23 protein-coding genes are annotated in these 13,594 nt (G+C 65.3%); 20 read left to right on the forward strand and 3 right to left on the reverse strand.

Translation table 11 applies throughout. The features are described from left to right. The first annotated feature begins 28 nt into the window (after positions 1-28). From AUC71_RS10730 to AUC71_RS10820, 19 genes are all read left to right on the forward strand, one after another. A complete protein-coding gene (locus AUC71_RS10730; RefSeq protein WP_141701613.1) occupies positions 29-1,234 on the forward strand; it encodes a phage portal protein in 1,206 nt (401 codons plus the stop codon). A gap of 74 nt (positions 1,235-1,308) precedes the next feature. Further along, a complete protein-coding gene (locus AUC71_RS10735) occupies positions 1,309-1,506 on the forward strand; it encodes a hypothetical protein (RefSeq protein ID WP_141701614.1) in 198 nt (65 codons plus the stop codon). 41 nt (positions 1,507-1,547) lie between these two features. After that, positions 1,548-2,120, forward strand: a complete 573-nt coding sequence (locus tag AUC71_RS10740; protein ID WP_069624263.1) for an HK97 family phage prohead protease — start codon at positions 1,548-1,550, stop codon at positions 2,118-2,120. Between the two features lie 103 nt (positions 2,121-2,223). After that, positions 2,224-2,946: a hypothetical protein gene (locus tag AUC71_RS10745; protein WP_083238286.1), complete on the forward strand. Its 723-nt coding sequence runs from the start codon at positions 2,224-2,226 to the stop codon at positions 2,944-2,946. A gap of 41 nt (positions 2,947-2,987) precedes the next feature. Next, positions 2,988-3,317 carry a DUF2019 domain-containing protein gene (locus tag AUC71_RS10750; protein ID WP_342021841.1) on the forward strand — a complete coding sequence of 110 codons (330 nt, stop codon included), beginning with the start codon at positions 2,988-2,990 and terminating at the stop codon, positions 3,315-3,317. A gap of 28 nt (positions 3,318-3,345) precedes the next feature. Further along, a complete protein-coding gene (locus tag AUC71_RS10755) occupies positions 3,346-4,110 on the forward strand; it encodes an SDR family NAD(P)-dependent oxidoreductase (protein ID WP_069624265.1) in 765 nt (254 codons plus the stop codon). A 122-nt stretch (positions 4,111-4,232) separates the two neighbouring features. Beyond that, the gene (locus AUC71_RS10760; RefSeq protein ID WP_244500908.1) at positions 4,233-4,604 is read left to right on the forward strand and encodes a DUF2019 domain-containing protein; all 372 of its coding nucleotides are present in this window, start codon (positions 4,233-4,235) and stop codon (positions 4,602-4,604) included. A gap of 214 nt (positions 4,605-4,818) precedes the next feature. Further along, the gene (locus AUC71_RS10765) at positions 4,819-6,153 is read left to right on the forward strand and encodes a phage major capsid protein (protein ID WP_244500909.1); all 1,335 of its coding nucleotides are present in this window, start codon (positions 4,819-4,821) and stop codon (positions 6,151-6,153) included. 369 nt (positions 6,154-6,522) lie between these two features. After that, positions 6,523-7,095 (forward strand): head-tail connector protein, encoded by a 573-nt coding sequence (locus AUC71_RS10770; RefSeq protein WP_069624279.1) that lies wholly within the window; start codon positions 6,523-6,525, stop codon positions 7,093-7,095. Next, entirely contained in the window at positions 7,092-7,415 is a 324-nt protein-coding gene (locus tag AUC71_RS10775; RefSeq protein WP_069624266.1) for a phage head closure protein, read from the forward strand. Before AUC71_RS10770 ends, AUC71_RS10775 begins: the two co-directional genes overlap by 4 nt. Further along, positions 7,412-7,759 carry an HK97-gp10 family putative phage morphogenesis protein gene (locus AUC71_RS10780; RefSeq protein WP_069624267.1) on the forward strand — a complete coding sequence of 116 codons (348 nt, stop codon included), beginning with the start codon at positions 7,412-7,414 and terminating at the stop codon, positions 7,757-7,759. Before AUC71_RS10775 ends, AUC71_RS10780 begins: the two co-directional genes overlap by 4 nt. 88 nt (positions 7,760-7,847) lie before the next feature. Next, the gene (locus tag AUC71_RS10785) at positions 7,848-8,270 is read left to right on the forward strand and encodes a DUF3168 domain-containing protein (protein WP_069624268.1); all 423 of its coding nucleotides are present in this window, start codon (positions 7,848-7,850) and stop codon (positions 8,268-8,270) included. Positions 8,271-8,506: 236 nt separating this feature from the next. Then, complete coding sequence (locus AUC71_RS10790) at positions 8,507-8,845, forward strand: tellurite resistance TerB family protein (RefSeq protein WP_244500912.1); 339 nt, start codon at positions 8,507-8,509, stop codon at positions 8,843-8,845. Positions 8,846-8,937: 92 nt separating this feature from the next. Next, positions 8,938-9,354, forward strand: coding sequence for a phage major tail protein, TP901-1 family (locus tag AUC71_RS10795; protein ID WP_069624269.1), 417 nt, complete (start codon positions 8,938-8,940; stop codon positions 9,352-9,354). Positions 9,355-9,365: 11 nt separating this feature from the next. Further along, on the forward strand, positions 9,366-9,719 hold the full coding sequence (locus AUC71_RS18740; RefSeq protein ID WP_069624270.1) for a gene transfer agent family protein: 354 nt from the start codon (positions 9,366-9,368) through the stop codon (positions 9,717-9,719). Then, the gene (locus tag AUC71_RS18745) at positions 9,686-9,946 is read left to right on the forward strand and encodes a rcc01693 family protein (protein ID WP_280139308.1); all 261 of its coding nucleotides are present in this window, start codon (positions 9,686-9,688) and stop codon (positions 9,944-9,946) included. The genes AUC71_RS18740 and AUC71_RS18745 overlap by 34 nt, the downstream gene beginning before the upstream one ends. A 142-nt stretch (positions 9,947-10,088) precedes the next feature. After that, a complete protein-coding gene (locus AUC71_RS10810) occupies positions 10,089-10,649 on the forward strand; it encodes a phage tail tape measure protein (RefSeq protein ID WP_069624272.1) in 561 nt (186 codons plus the stop codon). Between the two features lie 94 nt (positions 10,650-10,743). Then, the gene (locus AUC71_RS10815; RefSeq protein WP_069624273.1) at positions 10,744-11,379 is read left to right on the forward strand and encodes a DUF2460 domain-containing protein; all 636 of its coding nucleotides are present in this window, start codon (positions 10,744-10,746) and stop codon (positions 11,377-11,379) included. After that, positions 11,376-12,269 (forward strand): DUF2163 domain-containing protein, encoded by an 894-nt coding sequence (locus tag AUC71_RS10820; RefSeq protein WP_069624274.1) that lies wholly within the window; start codon positions 11,376-11,378, stop codon positions 12,267-12,269. The genes AUC71_RS10815 and AUC71_RS10820 overlap by 4 nt, the downstream gene beginning before the upstream one ends. Positions 12,270-12,278: 9 nt before the next feature. Here the strand turns inward: AUC71_RS10820 and AUC71_RS19535 are convergent, their stop codons facing one another. From AUC71_RS19535 to AUC71_RS21235, 3 genes are read right to left on the reverse strand one after another with little or no spacing between them, the layout of a single operon-like run. Then, positions 12,279-12,434: a hypothetical protein gene (locus AUC71_RS19535; RefSeq protein ID WP_158007800.1), complete on the reverse strand. Its 156-nt coding sequence runs from the start codon at positions 12,432-12,434 to the stop codon at positions 12,279-12,281. Positions 12,435-12,487: 53 nt separating this feature from the next. After that, entirely contained in the window at positions 12,488-12,817 is a 330-nt protein-coding gene (locus AUC71_RS21230; RefSeq protein WP_244500910.1) for a cupin domain-containing protein, read from the reverse strand. After that, entirely contained in the window at positions 12,814-13,185 is a 372-nt protein-coding gene (locus AUC71_RS21235) for a hypothetical protein (protein ID WP_244500911.1), read from the reverse strand. The genes AUC71_RS21230 and AUC71_RS21235 overlap by 4 nt, the downstream gene beginning before the upstream one ends. Positions 13,186-13,257: 72 nt before the next feature. Between AUC71_RS21235 and AUC71_RS10830 the strand changes: the two genes are divergently transcribed. After that, positions 13,258-13,594 (forward strand): C40 family peptidase (locus AUC71_RS10830; RefSeq protein ID WP_069624275.1); only part of this gene is annotated, 337 nt, incomplete at its 3' end.

Here is a 13,594-nt window from a genome sequence, read left to right on the forward strand (position 1 = left end):
GAGGTGTGTTTTGTGGTGAGGTGCTGCTGTGACACTGCACGAGACTGTGAGTCGCTTCCTTGGACTCGAAGCGAAGGCGAGCAAGACGGCGAAATTCATCGCGCTCGCCGCGGGCGGGCATCCCGTGTGGACGCCGCGCGACTTTTCCAGTCTTGCGCGGGAAGCTTCGCCAAGAACGGCCATCGTCTATCGCGCGGTGCGCATGATCGCCGAGGCCGCCGCCTCCGTGCCGTTCTATCTTCACGACGGCCAACACGACATCGACGCGCATCCGCTGCTTCAGCTGCTCGCGCGGCCGAACCAAATGCAGTGCGGGCCGGACCTGCTGGAGGCCTGGTACGGGCATCTGATGGTGGCGGGCAACGCTTATCTGGAGGCGGTCGCGGTCGAGGGCCGCGTGCGCGAGCTGCATGCGTTGCGACCCGACCGCATGAAGGTGGTGCCGGGGGCCGACGGCTGGCCGGAGGCTTACGAGTATGCGGTGGCCGGGCAGACCGTGCGCTTCGAGCAGGAGGGCGGGATACGCCCCATCCTGCATATGGCGCTGTTCCATCCGCTGAACGACCATTACGGGTTGAGCCCGCTCGAGCCGGCCGCGGTCGGCATCGATCTGCATAATGCTTCCGGGGCTGGAACAAGGCGCTGCTCGACAACTCGGCGTGTCCGTCGGGCGCGCTCGTGTATACCGCCAAGGACGGGTCAGCTGGCGCCGGAACAATACGAGCGGCTGAAGTCCGAGTTCGAGGATAGCTTCCAGGGCGCGAAGAACGCGGGGCGACCGCTGCTCTTGGAAGGCGGGCTCGACTGGAAGAGCATGTCTTTCTCACCCAAGGACATGGACTTCATCGCCGCCAAGCACGTGGCCGCGCGGGAGGTGGCTTTGGCCTTGGGCGTGCCGCCGATGCTGCTCGGCATTCCCGGCGACAATACCTATGCGAACTACGCGGAGGCCAACCGCTCGTTCTGGCGGCAGACCGTGCTGCCGCTGGTGAACCGCACGGCCAAGGCGCTGTCGGCGTGGCTTGGCCCTGCGTTTGCCGGCGGGCCGGTCGAGGCGCCGGCACTGCAGCTCAAGCCAGATCTCGACGCGGTGGAGGCCTTGAGCACCGAGCGCGAGGCGTTGTGGGCGCGGGTGCAGGCCGCCGATTTCCTGACCGTCAACGAGAAGCGCGCGGCGGTCGGCTATGGCGCCGTCGACGGCGGCGACGTGATGGGGCCCGCACCGCCGCCTTGAACTCGCCCGCGGGTGGGACCGCAGCCGCCGCCATGTTATCCTCGCGCAGGTTCTTCACCGAAGGGGGGTTCATCATGGCATTGCGGCTCACACCACCGACCAAGAACATTTTCTATCTCTCGACGCTCTGCGCGATCATCGCGTTCGCGCTCTATCTGCTCGGCGTGCTCGGCATCATCGGCGCGGAGATCCCAACTTTGGCGGTCGCCTTCTGGGTCGCCATGCTGGGCTGGGCGCTGATGACCGCGGGGGTGGCGCTGAAGGGCGTCTGATCACGGCGTTCGCGCCGCGCAAAAAAACGAAAGACAACAAGATGCTGCAACGCTTTGGCGAATTGGCGCCGGAGCGCGAGGTCAAATTCGCGCCCGTCGATCTCAAATCCGTGGAAGCCGACGGCACGTTCTCCGGCTATGCCAGCCTGTTCAACGAGGTCGATCTCGGCCATGACCTGGTGATGCCCGGCGCGTTCCGGGAGAGCCTGGCGACGCGCGGGGCGCGCGGCGTCAAGCTGTTGTTTCAACACGACCCCAACGAACCCATCGGCGTGTGGCTCGAGCTCAATGAAGACGCGCGGGGCCTGCACGCGCGCGGGCGCCTCATGCCCGAGGTGACGCGGGCGCGGGAAGTCTTGAGTCTGATGCGGGCCGGCGCGCTGGATGGGCTCTCGATCGGCTTCCGCACGGTGCAGGGGCGCACGGACCGCGCGTCGGGCGTCCGCCGTCTCGACAAGATCGATCTGTGGGAGATCTCGGTGGTGACCTTCCCGATGCTGCCCGAGGCGCGGGTCTCGACGGTGAAGCGGCGCGCCGCGCCAGGTTCGGTGGGCGATCTCTCACATCTGGCGCGCAGCTTCCGCCGCGGCGCCCAAGCGATGCGCGCCCGCTAGCCGCGCCCGCCAAGTCATAAGAGCAAGAGATGCGTTCACTCGACGCGGGCCGCGCGGCCTCGCGCGCGCTCGGCGCACGGGCTGGCTGCTCCATGCGTATGTCGTGGAGACCAAGCTCCAGGCGCTGCGGGACGCGGTCAAGAGATACGACCCGAACCAGCCGCGCGTGCCGGCCGGCAATCCCGAAGGCGGGCAGTGGACCGACGGCGGTGGCGGCACGGGAGGGCGTCTTCCCAGCGGCCCGGGCACGCTGCTCGATGTTGACGACAGTCCGTCGGAACGCGTCCGCCTGGCAGCCAACAAACCGCGAAACCAACGGCGGGACTTTCCGCGTATCCCGCGGAGACGACCGAGAACGGAGAAGGAAAGAAATCGCGCTCTGAGAAATCTGACAAAGCTTGTCGATCAGCTCATCCAAGAGGACGAGGTTTTTCGATCTATCGAGGTGATCCTAGACGTGCTGGATGTGGGTGACTGGGTTCTAAGGGAATATCGAGAGGTTCTCCAGACCCACATCAACCCAACTAAGACGCTCGAAGAGCTGCACGAAGACGTCTTCAAAACAATACCGGGGACGCAGGTTCATCACATCGTCGAGCAGGGCTCGGCCTACCAGGACGGGTTTCCGCGATCAGCCATCGACGCCTCCGACAATCTCGTTCGCATACCGATCGTAAGACACGAGGAGATCACCGGTTGGTTCAACACACGAAATCCTCGCTTCGGCGGCCGTAAACCGCGAGAGTACCTACGAGGTCGGACGTGGGAGGAGAGGCGGAAACTTGGTATAGAAGCACTTATGAAGTTTGAGGTGCTTAAGCGATGAAGCGATCACCCCGTGTTTCAGACATGACGGCCGAAGAGCTAGTGGCCGAGTTTGCCAGTATTTCGGTTGCTCAAGACGATGCGCTTCTGGACGCTGACACCAGCGGGTTCAACCGATTATTTCAGAGATTAGAGAGCGTGGAGGCAGAGCTCAAAGGGCGTCCCGGCGATCAGCGACAAGCGCTCCTGTCGCTATACGATCACGAGAACGATCAGGTCCGTCTCAATGCCGCGAACGCGACCCTCGCTGTTTCGCCAAAGGATGCGCGGGCGCTCCTGGAAGCCATCGCAGAGTCGGGCGTGTTTCCTCAAAGAGGAGATGCGGGGATGGCGCTCTGGGCTCTTGATGAAGGAATTTCTGAGCCGACCTAGTCACTGAAGCAGGAGGCCGTAGCGCACAATGCTCGATTTCAAGGACAAGGTCGTTTTGATCACGGGCGCCGCGCAGGGCTTCGGCCGCGTGCTGGCGAATGCTTTCGCGGATCGCGGCGCGAAGCTCGCGCTGTGCGACCTCAACGATGCGGGCGGGGAAGAGACGTGTGAGCAGGTGAAGGCACTAAAAGCGGACGGCTTCTACCAGCACGCCGACATTTCGAAAGAGCCGGACGTGGAGAGTTTCGTGGCGGCGACGGTGAAGCGCTTCGGCCGGCTCGACGTGGCCATCAACAACGCGGGCACGGAGATCTCGGGCCCGACGCTGGACCTGCCGTCGGAGGATTTCGCCACGGTGGTCGATACCAATCTGAAGGGCACCTATTACTGTATGAAGCACGAGGTCGCGCAGATGCGGAAAGGGGGCGGCGGGGCGATCGTCAACCAGGCCTCCGTCACCAGCTCCATGACCGGCGTGCCCGACAACGGCCTCTACGCCGCGACCAAGGGCGGCATCATCGGGCTGACCAAGTCCGCCGCGCTCCAGGTGGCGGCCGAGAACATCTCGATCAACGCCATCGCGTCCTGCGCCTTCGACATTCCCGACGACATGTTCCTGCGCTGGATCGACGATCATCACGTGAGCCGGAAGGAGGCGTGCGGCTGGCTGCCGATCAAGCGCCTGGGCCGGCCTGAGGAGATCGCCGCGGCGACGCTCTATCTCGCTTCCGACGAGGCGCGCTTCGTGGTCGGCGCGGTGCTGACCATCGACGGCGGGTTCACGGCGCAGTAGGGGTAACCTTCGGCATAGCCGCTTAGGAAGCCTGACTCCGCGCGACTACCTGCGAGGTAAGAGTTGGAACGAGCGCAGACGGGTCGGGATCGACGCGCTTATTGAATTTGAGGTGCTGCGTAGTGACGACGTTGAACCTTAATAGCCTTACAGTAGAGGGCCTGGTCGAGCGATTCACCATGCTCGGGCTTAGCCAGGACGACGCCATCGACGAGGACGACAACGCCAAATTCAACCGCCTTTATCGGCAGGTTAACGCCATCGAAAACGAACTAAAGTTGCGCGAAGGTGATCAAAGGAATGCTCTCCTATCTCTGCTGGATCATTCCAGCGCGCAAGTACGGATAAATGCGGCGACAGCAACTTTAGCAGTGTCGCCCGATGCGGCGCGGGCAGCGCTGAAGAAGATCATCGATCAAGGCGAGTTTCCCCAGGCGGCTGACGCGCGCGGTATGTTGCGAGCGTTGGACGAGGGTAGGTATACGCCGAGCTAGGGCAGAAGGCTGTCCCCGATCAAGATGCGAGCGGCTGCGCCTATGCGCGGCCGCCTACCGCGCTCAGCGTCATTCCGGCGAAAGCCGGAATCCAGAAACCGATTCACACGTGGACTCCGGCTTTCCTGCCTTCGCCGAAGCGAAGCTTCGGTTCGCGCAGGCAGGCGCCGGGGTGACGCAAACAACTATGCCCCCCAAGAAGAAGAGGACTGACATGAGCGAACACCAAGAGGTGCATGCGATGCATGAGACGGACGCTTTCGGAGCGCACGGCGCGCCGCTGGACGACATCGAAACGAAAAGCCGCAGCTTCGCCGGCAAGGCCGCGAGCGGCGCGGGCGAGGACGTGGCGCTCGCCTTCGACGAGTTCATGCGCTCGTTCGAGGCCTTCAAGGAAGAGAACGACCAGCGCATTGCGCAGATCGAGCGGAACGTCTCCGCCGACGTGGTGACCACCGAGAAGCTCGACCGCATCAACCGAGCGCTCGACGAGCACAAGGCGGCGTTCGATCAGCTCACCTTGAAAGGCGCGCGGCCGCAGCTTGGCCTGTCCGCGACGCGTGTCTCCGGCGCGCTGCTGCAACACAAGGCCGCGTTCGAGACCTATATGCGGCGCGGCGAGACGAATGGGCTGCTCGCCATCGAGCAGAAGGCGCTGTCGGTGAGCTCCGATCCGGACGGCGGGTATCTGGTGCCGCCGGAGACGGAGGCCGCGGTGATCCGCGGCGTGAAGGAGATCTCGCCGATCCGCGCCATCGCCGGCAACCGCACGGTGAGCGCGTCCGTCTACAAGAAGCCGTTCTCCATCACGGGGCCGGCCACGGGCTGGGTGGCGGAGACGGCGACGCGCAACGAGACCAACTCGCCGACGCTCGCCGAGCTGACCTTCCCGACCATGGAGATCTACGCCATGCCGTCGGCGACGCAGACCCTGCTCGACGACTCCGCGGTGAATATCGACGAATGGCTGGCCGAGGAGATCCAGCTGGCGTTCGCGAGCCAGGAGGGCGCGGCGTTCGTCGCCGGCGACGGCAACAACAAGCCGAAGGGTTTCCTCGACTACACCAAGGTCGCCAACGGCTCGTGGAGCTGGGGCAATCTCGGCTATGTGGCCACGGGCACGGACGGGGCGTTCGACGGCTCGAACCCTTCCGACGATCTGATCGACTTCATCTATGCGCTGAAGGCCGAGTATCGCGCCAACGCGCATTGGGTGATGAATCGGGCGACGCAGGCCACGATCCGCAAGTTCAAGGACGCGGACGGCAACTATCTGTGGCAGCCGCCGGAGCGCGCGGACCTTTCGCCGACGCTGATGAACTATCCGATCGCCGAGAGCGAGGACATGCCGGACATCGCCTCGGACAGTTTCGCGGTGGCGTTCGGCGATTTCGGCCGCGGCTATCTGGTGGTCGACCGCGCCGGCATCCGCGTGCTGCGCGATCCTTATTCCGCCAAGCCCTACGTCCTGTTCTACACGACCAAGCGGGTCGGCGGCGGCGTGCAGGATTTCGACGCGATCAAGCTGCTGAAGTTCGGCACGTCTTAGGGGTTGTCCCCTTTCGTCCGTCACCCCCGGGCTTGTCCCGGGGGTCCATTGAAGCGGTGCGACAAGGTGCAGAGTCCCTAGTGGATGCTCGGGATCATTTTGTTGCGCTACCGCGCTTCGCGCTACTTGAGCGCAAGGTCCGAGCATGACGAGGGGAGAAGTTTGCTCAAAGCCTGGCCGGCCGGGCCGGCGGCCGCTGTTCGCGCCCCTCCCTCGCGGAACGCGGCCGCCACTTTATTCATGCGCTACCGCGCTTTGCGCTACTTGAGCGCTTGTATCTTTGCGCTACCGCTTCGCTGCTTGAGCGCTTGTATCTTTGCGCTACCGGCCTCTGGCCACCTTGAGCGCAGATCTTCGAGGAACATCGTCATGGCGCTTGTGATGACGGCGGCGCCGGCCGCCGAGCCGATCAGCCTGGCCGAGGCCAAGGCGCATCTTCGCGTGGACGGGTCGGACGAGGATGCGCTTATCTCCTCGCTCATCGCCGCCGCGCGGCTGGTCGTCGAGCGCACGCTCGGTCTCGCGCTGCTTACGCAGAGCTGGTCCTATTTTCTCGATGCGTGGCCGGAGCGCGGCTGCATCACGCTGCCGTTGACGCCGGTGCAGGCGGTGAGCGCGGTCCGCGTGCATGCGGAAGACGGCGGCACCACCGTGCTCGACGCGGACGGCTACGCGGTGGATGTGTTGTCCGTGCCCGCGCGCATCGTGCTGACATCGGCCCTGCCATCTGTGGCGACGCGTTCCTTCAACGGGTTCGAAGTCGCCTTCACGGCGGGCTATGGCGACGCGGCCGACGTGCCGCAGCCGATCCGGCAAGCATTGCTGCTGCTCGTGGCCCATTGGTTCGACGGCCGTGCACCGGTCGAGCTCGGCGCCGGACCGCAAGAGATCCCGGCGATCGCCGCCGGTCTGCTGCAGCCTTACCGGCGGGTGCGGCTGTGACCGGGCCCGGCGACTTACGCCATCGTTTGGTGCTCGAAGAGGCGCAGCGGGTGAGCGACGGCGCGGGCGGCTTCACCGAGGACTGGGTGACCGTCGCGACCGTATGGGCGGCGCTCGAGCTTAGCGGTGGCGGGGAGGGCGTCGAGGCAGGCCGTCTTGCGGGGCGCATGACTCACGGCGTCACCCTGCGCTACCGGGCGGGCGTGACGCCGGCCATGCGCTTCCGCCACGGCGCGCGGGTGCTCCACATTCTCGCTGTGATCGACGAGGGCGCGCGGAGACAGTGGCTGCGCTGCCTGTGCGAGGAGCGGGATCTGTGACCGTCACGATCAAAGGTCTCGACGCGCTCGCGCGGCGCTTCCAGGCCCGGGGCCTTGCCCGCGCCGTCACGCACGCGCTGCGGCAGGAGGCGGACGCCATCGCGGCGGAAGCGGCGCGCGCGGCGCCGGGGCGTCTCGGGGAGACGGTGACGGTGATCGACGAAAGCCGTGGCGACAGGCTTTCCGTCGCGGTCGGAACCGCGCATCGGGCCGGGCGTTTCCTTGAACACGGCACCGTGCGACACCCCGCGGCCCCCTGGCTTTGGCCGGCGTTTCGCGCGCGTTTACCGCGCATTAAGCAAGGTCTCAGAAAGTCTCTACGGGCCTCTTTCGACAGGGTGTGAAGCGCGGTCGAAAATTGTGACCGGGCAGGGCTTTGCATCCGGACGTTCGACACCTACATGTTCGTTAACGACTGTTAGGAGATGTGACATGACCGCCGCAAGTTGGGCTCTCCAACGCAGCATCTACCAGGCGCTGGCCGGCTCGTCGGAGCTGACCGCGCTTCTCGGCGGCGAGCACATCTACTCGAACCCGCCTCCGGCCGCTGAGTTTCCCTACATCACGCTCGGCCAGACCGTGAATCTCGATTGGAGCACGGGCACCGAGGACGGCAACGAGCACAGCCTGACGCTCCATGTGTGGTCGCGCGCCGACAGCGCCGCCCAGGTGCATGAGATCATTCAGGCGTTGCGCACACTGCTGCATAATCAGCCGCTGGAGCTCGAGGATCACTTTCTCGTCAATCTGCGCCACGAGTTCACCGAGGCGCGCATCGATCCCGACGGCGAGACCATGCACGGCATCGTGCGCTATCGCGCCGTGACCGAGCCGGCGCACGCCGCCGCGGCCTAAGAGTTTTCTATTTCAGAGCGTCACTGAGCGTGGCCGGGCTTGTCCCGGCCATCATCGTTTTGTAGGACCTCGTTGCTCGGATAAGACCTTTAGCGCCGAGAGGGAGGCCCGATGTCGCTGTGGAATAAGCTCAAAAATCTCGTCGAGGGCGTCGATCAGGATTCGTCGCGCGCCAAAAATCTGCGCGAGGAGGAGCTGCGGCAGGCGCCGGCGCGCTTCTGATCACGGCCGGCGGGATCGACGGGCGTTTCGAGACGGAAGAGGAGCGCAAGGTCAAGGCGCTGCTCCAGACGCGCTTCGATCTCGAGCCGGACGAGGTGCGCCAGCTCTTCGAGGAATCCGCGGAACGGGAACGCGACGCGGTCGATCTCTACCGCTTCACATCCGTGCTGTGCCGCGAGCTCGACCAGGACGGCCGCAAGCGCGTCGTCGAGATGCTGTGGGAGGTGGTGCTGGCCGACGGCCAGGTGGACGAGTTCGAGTCGAACTTGGTGTGGCGCGTGGCCGAGCTGATCGGCGTCTCGACGCGCGACCGCGTCACCTTGCGCAAGCAGGTCGAGGCGCGGCTGGCATAGCGGCGGGACGGCCGATCGAGCGGGGCAATGACAAAGCATTACGTGGGCGGCTTCGGCCGCCCTTTTTGTTTGTCTCAACGCGAGGAGCGAACATGACGGCGCAAAAGGGCAAGGATCTCTTGCTGAAAGTGGACACGGACGGCGCGGGCAGCTTCGCCACGGTGGCGGGGCTTCGAGCGCGGACGCTCGCCTTCAATGCGGCCTCAGTCGACGTGACCGATCAGGAGTCCGCCGGACGCTGGCGCGAACTGTTGGAAGGCGCCGGCATCAAAACGGCGCGCGTGAGCGGCAGCGGCATCTTCAAGGACGCCTCGTCCGACGAGACGCTGCGCCAGTACTTCTTCGCCGGCACGGTGCGCGACTGGCAGGTGATCGTGCCGGATTTCGGCACGGTCGAGGGCGCGTTCCAAATCGCCGCGCTCGAATATGGCGGGCAGCACGACGGCGAGGTGAGCTTCGAGCTGAGCCTGGAGTCCGCCGGCGCGCTCACCTTCACGCATGCAGCTTAAGGGAGTCTCATATGGTCAATCGGCATCGCGGCGAGATCGAAGCCACGCTGGACGGCAAGAGCTATCGCCTGTGTCTCACGCTCGGCGCGCTGGCCGAGCTGGAGCACGCCTTCGGCGAAGACGACATGCTGGCGGTCGCCGTGCGTTTCGAAGCCGGACGGATCGCCGCCAACGACGCCATCAAGATGATCGGCGCGGGGCTAAGAGGCGCCGGCTACGACATCGACGATCATACGGTCGCGGCCATGCGCGTGGACGGCGGCGCGGCCGGGTTCGTCGATATCGTGGCGCGGCTCCTGGCAGCCACGTTCACCGCGGCGCGGGAGGGGGAGTGGGACCGCCCTTTGGAGACGAAGGCGGCGTAGGGCAGCGCGATCCTTTTTCTTGGGGCGACGCGATGAAGGCGGGCCTTGGCGCGCTGCGCCTGGCTCCACATGTGTTTTGGGCCATGACGCCGCGCGAGTTCGACGCCGCGCTGAAAGGCGCGTTCGGCGACGTAGCCTCTCCTCTGTCGCGCCGTGACCTTGCCGCGCTGATGGGGGCGTATCCTGACACCGACGGTGTCATGCCCGCGAAAGCGGGCATCCAGTAGCCGATGACCCTCGTGATCGAGACGGCGGTGGTTACTGGATCGCCCGGCCCTTCGCCCGCCGAAGGCTTGTCGCAGAGTCATCCGACTTCATGCTTCGGGCCGCAGGCGGGTCGAGCCGGGCGATGACAGGATAAGGAGAGTCATGGTCGACAACAATGACGGGCTCTACGTCGTCATCGACGGCGATATCGCACCGTTGCGCAGCGCGCTGGCCGACGCCAGCCGGTTGAGCAACAGTTTCGCCAACAATCTGACCCGCGCCTTCACCGACGCGTCGCTCAAAGGCAAGGCGCTGTCGGAGGTGCTGCGCTCGCTCGCTTTCTCACTGTCGCAGAACACGCTGGAAGCGGCGCTTGCCCCCATCAGCCGGACGTTCGGCGACAGCTTGACGGCGCTACTGGGCGGCGCCGGGCTCGCCCCCGCGGCGCCGGTTCCGTTTGCCCGCGGCGGGGTGATCTCATCGCCCGTGACCTTTCCGCTTGGGTCGCGGCGCGGGCTTGCCGGGGAGGCGGGGCCGGAAGCGATCCTGCCGCTTGCCCGCGGGCGAGACGGCCGGCTCGGGGTCCGCAGCGAGGCGGGCGCGGCGCCGGTCAACGTGACGTTCAATGTGACGACCCGGGACGCCGAGAGCTTCCGGCGCTCGGAAGGCCAGATCGCCGCCATGCTCGCCCGCGTGGCCGGGCGCGGTCAGCGGAATCTTTGATCGGTCAAATCGTGGATGGCCACCCGGGTCCGGCTTCGCCGGCCCGGGCGCAGGCTCAAGACACGCCCGGCCATGACGAAAAAGAGAAAACACCATGGCATTTCACGATGTGCGCTTTCCCACCCGCGTCTCCCTCGGCGCGCGGGGCGGGCCTGAACGGCGCACCGAGATCGTGGTGCTCGGCTCCGGGCACGAGGAGCGCAACAGCCGCTGGGCGGACTCCAAGCGGCGATACAATGCGGGCTACGGCGTCAAAACGCTCGACGATCTGCACATCGTCATCGCCTTTTTCGAAGAGCGGCGCGGACGGCTGCACGGTTTTCGCTGGAAAGACTGGACCGACCACAGATCGTGCGCGCCGTCGGAAACCCCTTCGGCGCTCGACCAGGCCATCGGTGTGGGGGACGGCGCAACCGCCGCGTTCCAGCTGCGCAAGACATACGGGTCCACGTTCGCGCCGTGGACGCGCACCATTCAGTTGCCGGTGGCGGGAAGCGTTCTCGTCGCCGTGGACGGCATGCCGCAAGATTCGGAGAATTTCCTCGTGAGTCTCATCTCGGGGGTGGTGACGTTTCTGCCGGAGCATGTTCCGCCGGCCGAGGCACCAGTAACCGCGGGCTTCCAGTTCGACGTGCCCGTGCGTTTCGACACCGATCAACTGGAGATCGATCTGAGCGAAATCGAGGCCGGCTCCATCCCGCAGATTCCCATCGTGGAGGTGCGGCTGTGAGGGTGCTGTCGTCGGGCTTGCAGGATCACCTGGACACGGGCGCCACGACGCTTTGCTGGTGCTGGCGCATCACGCGCAATGACGTGGTGGCGTTCGGCTTCACGGACCACGACCGCGATCTCACTTTCAGCGGGACCGTTTTCGAAGCGGCGAGCGGCTTTACCGGCTCGGAGATCACCGGCGCCGTGGGGCTCAACGTGGATACGCTCGACGTGGAGGGCGCGATCCAGTCCGACCGTTTAAGCGAGGCCGACCTCGCCGCCGGCCTGTTCGACAACGCGCTGATCGAGATCTACCGGGTGAACTGGGCGGAACCGGACATGCGCGTGCTGATGCGCTATGGCAATCTTGGAGAGGTGGCGCGCGGGGCGCACCATTTCCGCTGCGAGGTACGCGGGCTTGCTCATGAGCTGCAGCAGCCGCAAGGCCGCATCATCCAATATGGCTGTGACGCCGATCTCGGGGATGCGCGCTGCAAGGTCGATCTCGACCAGGCGGCGTTCTCGTCCAATGACGGTGTTGTCGCGAGCCTCGGCGCCAGCCCGCGCAGCTTCACGGCCTCGGGCCTCGACGGCTACGCCAATAACTGGTTCACGCGGGGGCTGGTCACATGGCTCACGGGCACCAACGAAGGGCGCCCGGCCGAAGTAAAGCTGCATGCGAAATCGTCGAGCGGGGTCACGATCGAGCTGTGGCAGCGCCCGGCGGAAGCCATCGCGGAAGACGACAGCTTCAGGATCACGGCAGGCTGCGACAAGCAGTTCTCGACCTGCCGGCTGAAATTCGCCAACACGCGGAACTTCCGCGGCTTCCCGCATGTGCCTGGGAACGACTTTATGCTGCGGGTGGCCAGCCGCCGGGACAAGAACGACGGCAAGAAGCTGCGCTAGGGCGCGAGCTTAATCCGGAATGTCTTCTTCCCTGATTTCTTCGCCGCGCTCCTTCAAGAGCTCGGTCGTGGTCGGCCAGATGCGGTCGAGATAGGCCGATCCTCCCCAGAGCGCGGGGAAGAACCCGATAAACAGGATCAGGTAGAGCAGCGTGTGGGGCTTCATGGCGGAAAGCTATGCCTGCCCGTTCCGCGCTTCAATCGGCACAATCGTCGCGGCTAACTCGGCTTGGGGAAGGTGCGAATATCTTCGGCAGCTTCCGGATACTCCGCGGCGAGCTTCTCCGGATCGCCGAGTTCGACGTCGCGCGCCGGATCCACGCCGGGCCACTCAGTCGAGCCGCCCAGGAACCAGCGGCGCTCTCCCGCGATGCGCGCGGTATGGAACGTGCCGCCGGGGATGAAGAACTGCACGCGTTGGCCGCTCAGGATATCGGGGCCGACGACCATGCGCTCGGTCGCGCCGCTTTCGTACATCAAGCGCAGCTCGATCGGGTCGCCCAGATAATAGTGGTAGAGCTGGTCGTTCATGATGCGGTGAAGCTTCACCGGCGCTTCCGGCGCATCATGAAAAAGAGCGCCGTGCCGAGGGGCCTACCTTGCGCGAACGGCGCGGGCAGACCGCCTGGCGCGATGTCCAGCTTGCTCTTATAAGTATTCCGCACGAAGCCGCAGGTCTGGTTCGGCTCGAGTTGCAGAGCTTCTCTGACTTGGGCAGCTGTGAGGTCGGAGGTCATGGGCTTCCCAGGGTTCACCAAGGGCGTTGCGGGCGTCTCGGCCGAGAGGACGGGCTGGGCGACGGTCTCGGCTTTGGCCGCACGTGCTGAGACTATTGCGGCGACGACAAGGCTCGCAGTCTCCATGAATTTGCGGCGGCCGATGGGCGCCGTGTTCTCCGGATGACATGTCTTTGCCATGGCGGCTGTTCTCCGCAAGGAGCCGTCTCTATAGCACGAACGGCTTCAGACAATCGTGTCGATGACTGTTGCATGATCGAGCGCGAAACCATCGTTGCGGCGGCGCGCGGCTGGCTCGGCACGCCCTATCACCATCAGGCGAGCGTGAAGGGCGTGGGCTGCGACTGCCTCGGACTCATTCGCGGCGTGTGGCGCGAGATTTACGGACCGGAGCCCGAAGCGATGCCCGCCTATACGCGGGATTGGGGCAACGCCACGGGCTCGGAGACCTTAGTCGCCGCCGCCTGCCGGCATCTCGTCAGGCTTGACGATGTGAATGAGGCCGCGCCCGGCGACGTGCTCGTGTTCCGCATGCGCGACCGGGGTGTCGCCAAGCACGCGGGAGTATTAGTGCGCTACCGCGCTTCGC

Origin of the sequence: Methyloceanibacter marginalis, from assembly GCF_001723295.1 — a bacterium.
GTDB lineage: Bacteria > Pseudomonadota > Alphaproteobacteria > Rhizobiales > Methyloligellaceae > Methyloceanibacter > Methyloceanibacter marginalis.

Excerpts from the sequence above, each read along its gene's own strand:
- AUC71_RS10735 (WP_141701614.1), top strand. The coding sequence starts at position 1,309 with ATGGCATTGCGGCTCACACCACCGACCAAGAACATTTTCTATCTCTCG.
- AUC71_RS10740 (WP_069624263.1), top strand. The coding sequence starts at position 1,548 with ATGCTGCAACGCTTTGGCGAATTGGCGCCGGAGCGCGAGGTCAAATTC.
- AUC71_RS10755 (WP_069624265.1), top strand. The coding sequence starts at position 3,346 with ATGCTCGATTTCAAGGACAAGGTCGTTTTGATCACGGGCGCCGCGCAG.
- AUC71_RS10765 (WP_244500909.1), top strand. The coding sequence starts at position 4,819 with ATGAGCGAACACCAAGAGGTGCATGCGATGCATGAGACGGACGCTTTC.
- AUC71_RS10770 (WP_069624279.1), top strand. The coding sequence starts at position 6,523 with ATGGCGCTTGTGATGACGGCGGCGCCGGCCGCCGAGCCGATCAGCCTG.
- AUC71_RS10785 (WP_069624268.1), top strand. The coding sequence starts at position 7,848 with ATGACCGCCGCAAGTTGGGCTCTCCAACGCAGCATCTACCAGGCGCTG.
- AUC71_RS10795 (WP_069624269.1), top strand. The coding sequence starts at position 8,938 with ATGACGGCGCAAAAGGGCAAGGATCTCTTGCTGAAAGTGGACACGGAC.
- AUC71_RS18740 (WP_069624270.1), top strand. The coding sequence starts at position 9,366 with ATGGTCAATCGGCATCGCGGCGAGATCGAAGCCACGCTGGACGGCAAG.
- AUC71_RS10810 (WP_069624272.1), top strand. The coding sequence starts at position 10,089 with ATGGTCGACAACAATGACGGGCTCTACGTCGTCATCGACGGCGATATC.
- AUC71_RS10815 (WP_069624273.1), top strand. The coding sequence starts at position 10,744 with ATGGCATTTCACGATGTGCGCTTTCCCACCCGCGTCTCCCTCGGCGCG.
- AUC71_RS19535 (WP_158007800.1), bottom strand. The coding sequence starts at position 12,434 with ATGAAGCCCCACACGCTGCTCTACCTGATCCTGTTTATCGGGTTCTTC.
- AUC71_RS21235 (WP_244500911.1), bottom strand. The coding sequence starts at position 13,185 with ATGGCAAAGACATGTCATCCGGAGAACACGGCGCCCATCGGCCGCCGC.